Source organism: Streptomyces sp. NPDC054841 (assembly GCF_053611045.1).
This window is the reverse complement of sequence record NZ_JBSGZO010000256.1, coordinates 1-12,131: the sequence shown is the minus strand read 5'-3', so window position 1 is coordinate 12,131 and position 12,131 is coordinate 1. Positions and strand designations below refer to the sequence as shown.

General features: G+C 70.0%; 11 protein-coding genes and 1 pseudogene. 5 read left to right on the top strand and 7 right to left on the bottom strand.

The window, feature by feature from the left end; translation table 11 throughout:
* The first annotated feature begins 126 nt into the window (after nucleotides 1–126).
* Nucleotides 127–1,125 carry a porphobilinogen synthase gene (hemB, locus tag ACWGI8_RS28050; protein WP_453665020.1) on the top strand — a complete coding sequence of 333 codons (999 nt, stop codon included), beginning with the start codon at nucleotides 127–129 and terminating at the stop codon, nucleotides 1,123–1,125.
* A gap of 6 nt (nucleotides 1,126–1,131) precedes the next feature.
* Here hemB and ACWGI8_RS28045 read toward each other — a convergent pair whose 3' ends face one another.
* Together ACWGI8_RS28045 and ACWGI8_RS28040 are read right to left on the bottom strand one after the other, a co-directional pair.
* Complete coding sequence (locus ACWGI8_RS28045; protein WP_453665018.1) at nucleotides 1,132–2,016, bottom strand: DUF4253 domain-containing protein; 885 nt, start codon at nucleotides 2,014–2,016, stop codon at nucleotides 1,132–1,134.
* An 83-nt stretch (nucleotides 2,017–2,099) separates the two neighbouring features.
* Nucleotides 2,100–2,855, bottom strand: coding sequence for a DUF4232 domain-containing protein (locus ACWGI8_RS28040; protein WP_453665016.1), 756 nt, complete (start codon nucleotides 2,853–2,855; stop codon nucleotides 2,100–2,102).
* 299 nt (nucleotides 2,856–3,154) lie between these two features.
* Here ACWGI8_RS28040 and ACWGI8_RS28035 point away from each other — a divergent pair, with 299 nt between their 5' ends.
* Nucleotides 3,155–4,519 carry a helix-turn-helix domain-containing protein gene (locus tag ACWGI8_RS28035; protein WP_453665014.1) on the top strand — a complete coding sequence of 455 codons (1,365 nt, stop codon included), beginning with the start codon at nucleotides 3,155–3,157 and terminating at the stop codon, nucleotides 4,517–4,519.
* Nucleotides 4,520–4,522: 3 nt separating this feature from the next.
* Here ACWGI8_RS28035 and ACWGI8_RS28030 read toward each other — a convergent pair whose 3' ends face one another.
* Both ACWGI8_RS28030 and ACWGI8_RS28025 read right to left on the bottom strand, forming a co-directional pair.
* Nucleotides 4,523–4,771: a DUF397 domain-containing protein gene (locus ACWGI8_RS28030; RefSeq protein ID WP_453665012.1), complete on the bottom strand. Its 249-nt coding sequence runs from the start codon at nucleotides 4,769–4,771 to the stop codon at nucleotides 4,523–4,525.
* Entirely contained in the window at nucleotides 4,768–5,592 is an 825-nt protein-coding gene (locus ACWGI8_RS28025) for a helix-turn-helix domain-containing protein (RefSeq protein ID WP_453665010.1), read from the bottom strand. Before ACWGI8_RS28025 ends, ACWGI8_RS28030 begins: the two co-directional genes overlap by 4 nt.
* Nucleotides 5,593–5,705: 113 nt before the next feature.
* On the opposite strand from ACWGI8_RS28025, the gene ACWGI8_RS28020 reads away from it, so the two are divergent.
* Nucleotides 5,706–6,110 (top strand): ATP-binding protein, encoded by a 405-nt coding sequence (locus tag ACWGI8_RS28020; RefSeq protein ID WP_453665008.1) that lies wholly within the window; start codon nucleotides 5,706–5,708, stop codon nucleotides 6,108–6,110.
* On the opposite strand, the gene ACWGI8_RS28015 is transcribed toward ACWGI8_RS28020, so the two are convergent.
* Complete coding sequence (locus tag ACWGI8_RS28015; RefSeq protein ID WP_453665007.1) at nucleotides 6,094–6,969, bottom strand: NAD(P)-dependent oxidoreductase; 876 nt, start codon at nucleotides 6,967–6,969, stop codon at nucleotides 6,094–6,096. The genes ACWGI8_RS28020 and ACWGI8_RS28015 overlap by 17 nt on opposite strands.
* A gap of 136 nt (nucleotides 6,970–7,105) precedes the next feature.
* On the opposite strand from ACWGI8_RS28015, the gene ACWGI8_RS28010 reads away from it, so the two are divergent.
* Complete coding sequence (locus tag ACWGI8_RS28010; RefSeq protein ID WP_453665005.1) at nucleotides 7,106–7,375, top strand: DUF1876 domain-containing protein; 270 nt, start codon at nucleotides 7,106–7,108, stop codon at nucleotides 7,373–7,375.
* A gap of 82 nt (nucleotides 7,376–7,457) precedes the next feature.
* Here the strand turns inward: ACWGI8_RS28010 and argS are convergent, their stop codons facing one another.
* Nucleotides 7,458–9,233, bottom strand: coding sequence for an arginine--tRNA ligase (argS, locus tag ACWGI8_RS28005; protein WP_453665004.1), 1,776 nt, complete (start codon nucleotides 9,231–9,233; stop codon nucleotides 7,458–7,460).
* Nucleotides 9,234–9,432: 199 nt separating this feature from the next.
* On the opposite strand from argS, the gene lysS reads away from it, so the two are divergent.
* Complete coding sequence (gene lysS / locus ACWGI8_RS28000) at nucleotides 9,433–11,172, top strand: lysine--tRNA ligase (protein WP_453665002.1); 1,740 nt, start codon at nucleotides 9,433–9,435, stop codon at nucleotides 11,170–11,172.
* Nucleotides 11,173–11,364: 192 nt separating this feature from the next.
* On the opposite strand, the pseudogene ACWGI8_RS27995 reads toward lysS, so the two are convergent.
* Nucleotides 11,365–12,131: pseudogene (locus ACWGI8_RS27995) on the bottom strand (DUF2637 domain-containing protein); the annotation flags it as partial.

Here is a 12,131-nt window from a genome sequence, read left to right as displayed (position 1 = left end):
GCACCGTGGCGTTGCGCCGACCCGGTCCGCCCTGCGAAACGACCCCCTGCGAAACGCCTGCCTGAAGAACGACTGCCCACAACCTGTCGGTAAGTGCGTGCTTCGGACGGGCGTAGCGTGGTGGGCATGACTGTGTACGGATCCTTTCCCGGGTCGCGGCCGCGGCGGCTGCGGACCACTCCCGCGATGCGGCGCATGGTCGCCGAGACGCGGCTGAATGCGGCTGATCTGATTCTCCCGGCGTTCGTACGGGAAGGCGTGAGCGAGCCCGTGCCGATCGCGGCGATGCCGGGGGTCGTGCAGCACTCCCTGGACACGCTGCGGAAGGCCGCCGTGGAGGCGGTGTCCGCCGGAGTTTCCGGGATCATGCTCTTCGGGGTGCCGGAGGACGCGAAGAAGGACGCGGCCGGGACGGCGGGGACCGATCCGGACGGGATTCTGCAGGTCGCCATCCGCGCGGTGAAGGCCGAGGTGGGCGATGAGCTCGTGATCATGTCCGATCTCTGTCTGGACGAGTACACCGATCACGGGCACTGCGGGGTGCTGGACGAGGCCGGGCGCGTCGACAACGACGCCACGCTGGAGCGGTACGCCGAGATGGCGCAGGTCCAGGCCGACGCTGGCGTCCATGTGGTCGGCCCCAGCGGCATGATGGACGGCCAGGTCGGGGTCGTCCGGGACGCGCTGGACACCATCGGCAAGGAGGACGTGTCGATCCTCGCCTACACCGCGAAGTACTCGTCCGCCTTCTACGGGCCCTTCCGGGAAGCCGTCGCCTCGTCGTTGACCGGCGACCGCAAGACGTACCAGCAGGACCCCGCGAACCTTCGGGAGTCCATGCGGGAGCTCGCGCTCGACCTGGCGGAGGGCGCCGACATGGTCATGGTCAAGCCCGCCGGTCCGTACCTCGATGTGCTGGCGAAGGTCGCGGAGTCCGTGGACGTGCCCGTGGCCGCGTACCAGATCAGTGGCGAGTACGCGATGGTCGAGGCTGCGGCCGAGAAGGGCTGGATCGACCGGGACAGGGCGATCCTGGAGACCCTGACCGGGATCAGGCGCGCGGGCGCGCAGATGATCCTGACGTACTGGGCGACGGAGGTCGCGCAGAAGCTCGGCCGCGCGTAAGCCCGCTCAGTCCCACCAGAACGACCACACGCTCTGGTCCAGCACCGCCTTGGCCGCGTACTCGTCCAGGGCGCTGAAGTGGCCCTGGGTGATGTTGTCCGGGCAGAACGCGAAGTGCTCCGCGGCGACGGCCCGCGCCTCGGCCGGCGTCGTCGGCGGGGCCGCCACGGAGACCACCAGCTGGTCGAAGGTGAGCGCCACGACGCGTATGCCGAAGCGGTCCTCCCACGAGCGCAGGACGGAGCAGAGGCGCGCCACGTCGTTCTCGTAGTTGAGCGGCCCGGTCCAGCCCAGCGCCGCCGGTATGTCGGCGCTGCGGCGGGCCGGGACGAGGGCGAGCCTGCACCGCTCCAGCCAGGAGTCCTCACCGATCAGCGCTTCGGCCACCTCGGCCGCCGTCACGTCCGGGTCGATGCCCGACGCGGCGGCCGGGGCGAGGCCGGGCCACTCGGCACCGAACGGCGCGACCTTCTCGTCGAAAGCCGGGGGTTCGCCGAAGAGGGCGACGACGGCGTCCCGGCCGGGGTAGTCCTCGGGGGCGCCGAGCTCGTCCTCCGCGTACTCCTCCCAGAAGGCCTCCAGGACCTCCTCGGCGTCGTGATCGCCGGCGTACGACATCATCGCCGGAGCCAACTCCCAGTCCTCGGGCTGCCTTTCATGGCTGCTGCCCGAGCCGATGAGCACGGGGTGGAGCCCGGCGGCCCTGCGGGCGGGCAGCAGAGCGGACCAGTCGCCGGGGCGGGCGGGCTCGTCGGCGTACCAGAGCAGGGGCTCGTGCCACGGGCCGTCGATGGTCGTGTCGATCAGTCGGCCGGAGGGCAGGTCGAGACCCAGTGAGCGGCCTGCGGGGTCGGTGGCCAGGGTCGGCAGGGGATTGGGAAGCATCGCCATGGACCGAATGTAGAGGCCGCCACTGACAACGGAGGCCGCCCGTCCGGAACGGGCGGCCTCCACACCGGTCTTCGCGTGGGCGATCAGTAGGTGAGCGCGTCCGACATGTCGCTCAGCCAGTACGTGACGGCGGCGTCGTCGGTCTTGAACGTGCCCGCGGGGAGCTTCAGGTTGACGGGGGCGCCGGTCGAACCGGAGTTGTTGCGCGGGGCGAAATTCACACCGAGCTGCTTCGGGGCATAGCCGTGGCTCTCGGCGGGGGCGCGCTCGCCGCTGAGAATGATCGAGGCGTAGGCGGACTGGCCGGGGGCGAGGGTGACGACGGCCTGCGGCCGACTGTCATCGACGATCTGGGTGGCGGACTGCTCCTCGTCGAAGCGGAGAAGGGGCGCGTGGTAGGCGTCGCAGGGGCGGGAGCCCGTGTTGGTGACGGTGAGCAGCAGATGGTTGATGGGGCGCGTGACCTTGCTGACGACGACCTTGCTGTTCTCGCCGGTGCAGGTGACGGGGGAGGTGCCGCTGCCGCTGCTGCCGCCGGTGCTCGTGTTGCCGCCGCTCGTGCTGCCGTTGCTGGAGCCGTTGCTCGCGTTGCCGCCGCCGCTGGTGCCCTTGCCGGAGCCCTTGCCGTTGCCGTCGGCCGGGGTTGCGGGCGCGGTACCGCCGCCCGTGCCCGAGGGCGGGGTGGCCTCAGGGGCCTTGGGGGCGGTGGCGCTCGCGTTGCCGCCGCCGGCCTGGTCCGCCGCCTTGGCCTTGTCGTCGCTCTGGCAGGCGGTCAGGGACAGGCCCGCAAGGAGCGCGGCGGTCGCGGCGATGGTGGCGCGGGTACGGATGGTGCGCATGGTGGATCGACTCCCCGTTGTGGTGGATTCAGTGACGGTTGATCAGCGAGATCACGACTGCGGTGCAGACGATCAGAACGATGACCGCGAGGGCATCGCTCAAGCTGAAGTTGAAGCGGGTCGGCATCGGAGCTCCCAGTCCGGGTGGTGCTGAACACACCTTGCGGGGGCAGCGGATCGTGGGACAACCGACCAGGGACAATGGGGGAAGCTGGAACGCCGAAATGGGATCTGACCTGGGGAAACCCCATGAGCCTGGAATGCGTTCCCGGGACGGTGGAACGAGGGGGAGGGCCGAAATGGCAGCGGGGACGGGCGGCTTCGCGGGGCTGCTGAGCGCGCTGAAGGAACGCTCCGGACGCAGCTACGGGGCTCTCGCCAGACAGCTGCACATGAGTACGTCCACGCTGCACCGTTACTGCAACGGCGACGCCGTACCCACGGAGTACGCCCCCGTGGAGCGGCTCGCGCGGCTGTGCGGGGCGACCCCGGACGAGCTCGTGGAGCTGCACCGGCAGTGGATCCTGGCCGACGACGCCCGCAGGCGTGGCCGGGTCGGTGCGGCCGAGTCGCCCGGCGAGCCTTCGGGTGAGCCGTCCGGTGCGCCATCGGGTGCGCCATCGGGTGAGCCGTCGGGTGAGGTCGAGCCCGGCGTGGCGGCTGACCCGGCTCCGGCAGCTGGAGCGCCCGAGCCTGAGCGGGAGCCCGAGGACGTGGCCCCCGAGCCGGTGGTCGTGGGGACGAAGCCCGCGTCACGCAAGCGCCGACTTCGTATCGCCGTCGCCACCGCCGCGATTGTCGCCGTCGCCGTCCCGGCCGCCGTCGCCGTGAGCCAGTTCGGGGACGAGGGCGCCGGTACGGAGCAGCCCCGCGCAGGAGCGGAGGCCGGCGCCCCGACCGGGACCGCCGTGTCCCCGTCCCCTTCCGCGTCCGTCTCCGCCTCCGCCTCACCGAGCGGCAGCGCCTCGCCCGGCGGGAAGAAGGCGAGCACCTCCCCGTCGGACCCGGCCGCCACGAAGAAGTCGGAGGCGCCCGCCGGGCAGAGCGGTGGGGCGGCGCCCAGCGTGGGCATCAGCTCGTACAACTGGGAAGAGCCGTGCGGCGAGGAGTACATGCTGGACCAGCAGCCGGGCCAGGTCCCGCCGCCGCCCCCTCCCCAGGACACCCGGAACTGGGCGCGCGCCCTGGGAGGTGTCAGCGCCGGCGACATGGCGCTGCAGCTGTCCGTGACGGGCAACACGGACGAGGCGGTGCTCATCACCGACCTGCACGTACGCGTGGTGGGCCGAAAGACCCCCCTGGCCTGGCAGGCCTATTCCATGGGTGACGGCTGCGGCAGCGGCGTCACCCCGCAGACCTTCGACATCGACCTGGACAACGCCCGGCCGCTGGCCAAGCCCGTGGCGGGGCAGGACGGTGACACCGTGGTGCCGGCCAAGGACTTCCCGTACAAGGTCTCCACCCGCGATCCGCAGGTGCTGAACCTCGACGTCCACACCGAAGGGCACGAGGTCACGTGGTACCTGGAGCTGGCATGGAGCAGCGGCGACCGGAAAGGGACGGTGCGGGTCGACGACGGCGGAAAGCCCTTCCGCACGAGTGCCTTCGACGAGGGCAAGCTGCACCACTACTGGCCGGAAAAGGGCGAGTGGATCGCCCAGTGATGGTCAGCCCGAGTGAGCGGCCGCGAAGGCGGCGAAGGACGACCAGGTGGCGGGGGCGAGGGTGAGCATCGGGCCGTCGGGGGTCTTGGAGTCGCGGACGTGGACGGCGGTGGGGTGGGTGGCCACTTCGACGCAGGCGCCGCCCTCGTCGCCGCTGTAGCTGGACTTGCGCCAGGCGTAGGCGACTTCGAGGCAGGCCCCGCCCTCGCTGCCGCTGTAGCTGGACTTGAACCACTCAAGTGCGGTGCTCATTGCTCTCCTAGCAGCCGGTCCAACAGGCCTTTTGTCTCCTCGGGGTTGAGGGCCTGTGTTCGCAGCATCGCATACTTCTGCGCCAGGATGCTGACCTCGTCGGGGTCCGTGATGAGCTGGCTGCCGCGCTGTGTCTCGGTGTAGGCGAGGTGCTGGTGGTCCGGTGTCTCCAAGAGGATGAAGGGGCCGTCGAGCGCTGCATGGGTTTCGCGGCCGAGCGGCATGATCTGGAGCGTGATGCCCGGGAGGCTGGCGCATACGCGGAGGTGGCGGAGGGCCTCGACGTACACCTCGGCGCCGCCGAGGCGGTCCCTCGCGATCGCTTCGGAGATGACGAAGCTCGTGGTCGGTGGGACCTTGCGGTGGAGGATCTCCTGGCGCTCCAGGCGCCTTGCCACCTGGGCGCTGATCTCGTCCTCGCTCAGGACGGGGACCTTGCTTTGGAAGACCGCGCGGGCGTAGTTCTCCGTCTGGAGCAGGCCAGGCAACACCTGGTTCTCGAACCATGACAGCGCGATCGCCTCGCGCTCCAAGTCCATGTACTGCTCCGCCCACGCCGGAATCAGGTCCACCTCCGGCATGTTCCCCACCGCCGTCTCCAGCGCCCTCTTCGTCTCCAGAATCCCGTCCAGCAGCCTTGCCAGATCCGGTTTCAGCGGCCGCCTCCCCTGCTCGATCGAGGCGATCGTCTCCTCGTGCAGGCAGGCCCGTTCCGCAAGTTCGCGCTGGGTGAGGCAGGCCGCCTCGCGGAACAGGGCCACCAGCGCGCCCACGAGCTTCAACGCCGACGCGTTCTTCCTACGCCGTTTCCTGGGGTGCATGCCGTACCAACTCCCCGTGGCCGTACGAAAGTCATGCGCGGACAACCCGTACAGAAATTTCGTACGGGTGCGCGCACTGCATCACGCTAGTCACGGACCGTGACGCTCGTCTCATGAACGAGATGATTCAACTCCCCTGTGTGTGCGAGCGGTTCTACCGCCGGGAGCGGCGTTCCGTGCCCGCTGCCAGGGAGTTCACGCGAGAGGTCCTGGAAGCGTGGGGCCTGGCGGGGGTCAGGGACGACGTACTGCTGTGTGTGAGCGAGCTGGCGACCAACGCGCTGTTGCACGGGGTCCCGCCCGGGCGCGGGTACCTGCTGCGGCTGTGGCGGTACGAGGGCACCCTGCGCGTGGAGGTGCATGACAGCGGGGACGGACACCCGGATGTGCGGGAGCCGGACGGGGAATCGGGGCGCGGGCTCCTGCTGGTGGCCGCTGTCGCGGACAAGTGGGGCGTCGGGGAGCGGGAGCCCGGGAAGGTCGTGTGGTGCGAGTTCGGGGTCAGCGCGAGACCGTGAGGAGGTCGGCGAGGCGGGAGAGGCCGTCGGCGGCGTGCCCCTGTTCGACCGCGCGGTCCAGGATCGCCTGGAAGGGCTCGAAGAGTTCGGGGCTCACGCCCTGCTCGCGGAACGTGGCCAGGAAGTTGGGGAACGCCGCCTGGTTGACCGCGAGACTGGACACGTCGGTGAGGTGCTGTCCGGCGTCGAGTGCCCTGCCCATCTGCGGGGCGCTGCCCAGCATCGCGGTGATCCAGGGCACGAGGAGCTCCGAGAACTCCTCCGCGGAGATGTTCTCCGTACGGACCAGGGCGAAGGCCTGGAGGACTCCGAGGAGCATGCCGTACATGCCGGTGAGCAGCGCGAGGTCGTGCAGGGCTGCCCGCCCCGGGTCGGTGCCGGTCCAGTTCGTGCCGCCGAAGGCCGCGAGGGTGGACCGGTGGGTCTCGTAGGCCTGCTCGTCACCGCTGTAGAAGACGTACGCATGCGGGCCCGCGATCATCTGCGGGACCGCCATGATGCCGCCGTCGACGTACTGGGCGCCGTGCTCGGCAGCCCAGGCCGCGAGCTCCCGGGCCTGGGCCGGGGTGCCATTGGTCAGGTTGACCAGGGTCTTGCCGGTCACGGTGTCGCCGAGGGTGTCGAAGACCTCCTGGACGGTGTCATTGGTGAGGAGGCAGACGATGACGAGGGGGCTCGCCGTGACTGCGTCGCCAGGCGTGCCGGCCGGAAGGGCTCCCTGGGCGACGAGGGGGCCGGTCTTGGCGGGGGACCTGTTCCAGACGGTGACGGGGTGGCCGGCCTTGAGGAGTGCGGCGGCGAGGGCGGAGCCCATCATGCCGAGGCCGAGGACGGATACGCGGGTGGTGGTTTCTGGCATGACCCGATCCTTGCCCGGTGCTGAAACCTGTACAAGTACCGACTATTTGGTGAGGTACTCACCCATGGGTAAGTGACCTGGCGATCAGCACGCGAGGGGCGCACCCTGGAAGAGGTACCGCTGGAGGTGATCGGCCATGCAGACGCTTGTCGGATGGCACATCGAGACGGAGTTCCGTGAGGACGGCGACCACACGAGGGCGGCCGCTCTGCTGAGACTCGCTGACGGCACGGAGATCCGCGGACACGGAGCGGCCAACCGCCACCCGTCCGATGCCTCGCAGCTGCGGGTGGGCGAGGAGATCGCGGGCGCCCGGGCGCTCATGGACGTCGCTCAGCAGTTGCTGCAGAAGGCCCATGTGGAGATCGACGACGTCAGGGGCACGCCCTCACATCCGCTGAAGTGAATCCGTTGAAGTGAGTTGCCTGCGTACGCCAGGGCCCCCGCACCCGGGCAGGGGAGCGGGGGCCGTGGCGGCGTACGTGTGATCAGAGGCGCTCGGGGGTCCGGATGCCCAGCAGCGCCATGCCCTGCTGGAGGGTGCGGGCCGTCAGGTCGACGAGGAAGAGGCGGTTCTCGAAGACCTCCACCGTGTTGTCCTCGCTGATCACCTGGCACTGGTCGTAGAACGTCGTGAGGTGCGAGGCCAGCTGGTAGAGGTACGCGGCCAGCCTGTGCGGCTCGTACGACGAGGCGACCTCGGACAGGATCTCGGCGAACCGGTCCAGGTGCAGACCCAGCTGGCGCTCGGCCGGGGCCAGGGTGAGCTCCGGATGGGCGGCCGGCCGGGCGTCGCCCGCCTTGCGGAGGATGGACTTGATACGGGCGTACGCGTACTGGAGGTAGACGGACGTGTCGCCGTTGAGCGACACCATCTGGTCCAGGTCGAACTTGTAGTCGCGCACCGCGGACGTGGACAGGTCGGCGTACTTCACCGCGCCGATGCCCACGTACGCGCCGTTCTCGACGATCTCCTGCTCGGTCAGGCCGACCTTCGCGGCCTTCTCGCGCACGACCGTCGTCGCCCGCTCGACCGCCTCGTCCAGCAGATCGACCAGCCGCACCGTCTCGCCCTCACGGGTCTTGAACGGCTTGCCGTCCTTGCCCAGGACCGTGCCGAAGGCGAGCTGGACGGCCGTGACGTCGTCGTTCAGCCAGCCGATGCGGCGGGCGGTCTCGAAGACCATCTTGAAGTGGAGCGACTGGCGGACGTCCACCACGTACAGCAGCGCGGTCGCGCCGAGGTTCTGGACGCGGTCGCGGATCGCGGAGAGGTCCGTCGCCGCGTAGCCGAAGCCGCCGTCGGACTTCTGGACGATCAGCGGGACCGGGTTGCCGTCGGGGCCCTTGACGTCGTCGAAGAAGACGCAGAGCGCACCGTTGGAGCGGACCGCGACGCCCGACTCCTCCAGGAGGCGGCAGGTCTCTTCGAGCATGTCGTTGTAGCCGGACTCGCCGACGATGTCCGGGTCGTTGATCTCCATGTCCAGCTTGTTGAAGACCGAGTAGAAGTAGATCTTCGACTCGTCCACGAACCGCTGCCACATGGCGAGGGTGTGCTCGTCGCCCGCCTGGAGGTCGACCACCCGGCGCCGGGCCCGGTCCTTGAACTCCTCGTCGGAGTCGAAGAGGGCGCGCGAGGCTTTGTAGAGCCGGTTCAGGTTGGACGCGGCTTCCTCGCCGGAGACGGCGGCGTCCTCGGAAGCCTTGTGGTCCAGCTCGTGGGGGTGCTCGATCAGGTACTGGATGAGCATGCCGAACTGGGTGCCCCAGTCGCCGATGTGGTGGCGCCGGATCACCTTCTCGCCGGTGAACTCCAGGATCTCGACCATGGCCGAGCCGATCACGGCGGAGCGCAGATGGCCGACGTGCATCTCCTTCGCCACGTTCGGCTGGGCGTAGTCGACCACGGTCGTGCCGGGCTTCTCCGCGTACGGAACGCCGAGGCGGTCGTCCGCGGCGCGGGCGGCGAGGGTCTTCACGATCGCCTCGTCGGTGATCGTGATGTTGAGGAAGCCGGGGCCGGAGACCTCGATGTCCTTGAGCAGGTCGTTGGCGGGGATCGCCTCGACGACCTTGGTCGCCAGCTCGCGCGGGTTGCCCTTGAGCTGCTTGGCGAGCGCCAGGATGCCGTTGGCCTGGAAGTCGGCCCGGTCGCTACGTCGCAGCAGCGGGTCGGCGGAGCCGGCCTCCGGCAGGGCTGCCGAGAGGGCGTCCGCGAGGCGCTGCTGCACGGTCGAAGCGAGGGAAGGGACCGAGGCCATGAGCTTCCGTTCCTGTGAGTGAGGCGTCAGTGGGTCATCAGTGGTGCCAATTCGGTAGTCAAGTGTCCCATGGGGGAGCAACCTGTTTCTCCCGCCGGACTCTCCGACGAACCGCGCGCCTGTGGACAACCACAGGGCCCGCTGTTCCGTCTGGGAGAATGGCAAACGCCAGTTTCGACAGAATCAAGCATTCAAGGACGTGCCGATCGTGGCTCAGAGCAGCACCGAGACCGACTGGGTCTCCCGTTTCGCGGACGATGTCATCGCCGATTCGGAACGGCGTGCGCCCGGGAAACCGGTCGTGGTTGCCTCTGGCCTGTCCCCGTCCGGGCCCGTCCACCTGGGCAATCTGCGCGAGGTCATGACCCCGCACCTGGTCGCGGACGAGATCCGGCGGCGCGGGCACGAGGTCCGGCACCTGATCTCCTGGGACGACTACGACCGCTTCCGCAAGGTGCCGGCCGGGGTCCCGGGCGTCGACGACTCCTGGGCCGAGCACATCGGCAAGCCGCTGACCTCGGTGCCGGCGCCCGCGGGCTCGGAGTACCCGAACTGGGCGGAGCACTTCAAGGCCGCCATGGTCGAGTCCCTCGCCGAGCTGGGTGTCGAGTACGACCCGATCAGCCAGACCGAGCAGTACACGTCGGGTGTGTACCGCGAGCAGATCCTGCACGCGATGAAGCACCGCGCCGAGATCGACGGAATCCTCGACCAGTACCGGACGAAGGCCAAGGTCCAGGCGAAGAAGCAGCAGCAGAAGCCGGTCGACGAGGCCGAGCTGGAGGCCGCCGAGGGCTCCGGCGCGGCGAGCGAGGACGACGGCAGCGGCGGCTCCGCGGGCTACTTCCCGTACAAGCCGTACTGCGGCAACTGCGAGAAGGACCTGACGACGGTCACCGAGTACATCGACTCGACGACCGAGCTGACGTACTCCTGCACCGCCTGCGGCTTCTCCGAGACGGTCCGGCTGAGCGAGTTCAACCGCGGCAAGCTGGTCTGGAAGGTCGACTGGCCGATGCGCTGGGCGTACGAGGGCGTGATCTTCGAGCCGAGCGGTGTCGACCACTCGTCGCCCGGTTCGTCGTTCGTCGTCGGCGGGCAGATCGTCCGCGAGATCTTCGACGGGGTGCAGCCGATCGGCCCGATGTACGCCTTCGTCGGAATCTCCGGCATGGCGAAGATGTCGTCGTCGCGCGGTGGCGTGCCGACGCCCGCGGATGCGCTGAAGATCATGGAAGCGCCGCTGCTGCGCTGGCTGTACGCGCGCCGCAAGCCCAACCAGTCCTTCAAGATCGCCTTCGACCAGGAGATCCAGCGGCTCTACGACGAGTGGGACAAGCTGGAGTCCAAGGTCGAGGACGGCTCCGTGCTGCCGGCCGACGCCGCCGCCCACTCGCGCGCGGTGCGCACTGCCGCCGAAGAGCTGCCGCGTACGCCGCGGCCGCTGCCGTACCGCACGCTCGCTTCGGTCGTCGACATCACGGCCGGGCACGACGAGCAGACCCTGCGGATCCTGAGCGAGCTGGACCCGGCGAACCCGCTGACCTCGCTGGACGAGGCGCGTCCGCGCCTCGACCGCGCGGAGAACTGGATCACCACCCAGGTCCCGGCCGATGCGCGGACGGTCGTGCGCTCCGAGCCCGACGCGGAGCTGCTCGGCTCGCTCGACGACCAGGGGCGCGAGTCGCTGCGGTTGCTGCTGGAGGGCCTGGACTCGCACTGGTCGCTGGACGGGCTCACCACGCTCGTCTACGGCGTGCCGAAGGTGATGGCGGGCCTGGAGCCGGACGCCAAGCCCACCCCGGAGCTGAAGGTCGCCCAGCGCTCCTTCTTCGCGCTGCTGTACCGCCTGCTGGTCAGCCGCGAGACGGGGCCGCGGCTGCCGACGCTGCTGCTCGCGGTGGGTGCGGACCGGGTGCGCAAGCTGATCGCGGTCTGACGGATCCACGCAGTCGCCGGACGGTCTCCCTTCTGCACAACGGTCTCCCTTCTGTACAAGGGAGACCGTCCGGGACCGGGGACGGACGCCCGGGCCGACCGGGCGGTACCAGGCATGCTTCGGAGCCTGCCCGCAGGGCGCACGGGGTGAGGGTCGGCCTGCGGCCGGGGTGAAGGCCGGCCGGAGCCCGGCTCAGGCGATGTGCTCCGCCTCGAGCTCGGACTGGTAGCGGTTCTGGAACTGCGGCGTGAGCCGGCGCAGCAGGCTGGCGCTGCGCGTGTGCTTGATGCCGTGGGCGTCGGCCAGGGTTATGTCGAGCTGGTCGTTGCTCGGGAACATGCCGTGCAGGTCCACGTACTCCTTGAAGACCGGGTACGCCAGCTCCGCGAACTGGATGTCGTCGATGGTGTCCGCACCGGGCTCCTGCGCGGGCTCCGGCTGCGGCTCGGGCTCCGGCGCCTGCTCGTACGCCGGCTGCTGCTCGGCGCGCGGGCCCGGGATGGCGCCAGGACCGGGTCCGGGGCCGACAGGCATGGCGTCCGGGCCGGCCGGCACGGCGACCGGGGTCGGCTCCAGCCCCTCGACGTACGTCGGGTTGTACGCGCTCTCGTACGCCTCCTGCGGGACCTGGGGCGCCGCGAACCACGGGCTTTCGTGGTTACCGGCGTGGCCGTCCTGCGGCAGCAGCTGCTGCTCGTCGGGGTGGGCCTGGGGCCACTCCTGCTGGGGCCCCGGCGTCGGCGGCAGCTGCGCCGCGGACCGCTCCGTGGGGGAGAGCGCTGCCGCAGGCGCCGGGTTCGGGGGCAGCAGTGCGGGCTCGATGCCGGCGGCGGCCAGCCCCGCGGGGGCCGTCTCCGCCAGCGGAACGCCGTACTTCGCGAGCCGCAGCGGCATCAGCGCCTCGACCGGGGCCTTGCGGCGCCAGGCACGGCCGAAGCGGGCCTGCAGTCGGGCCTGGT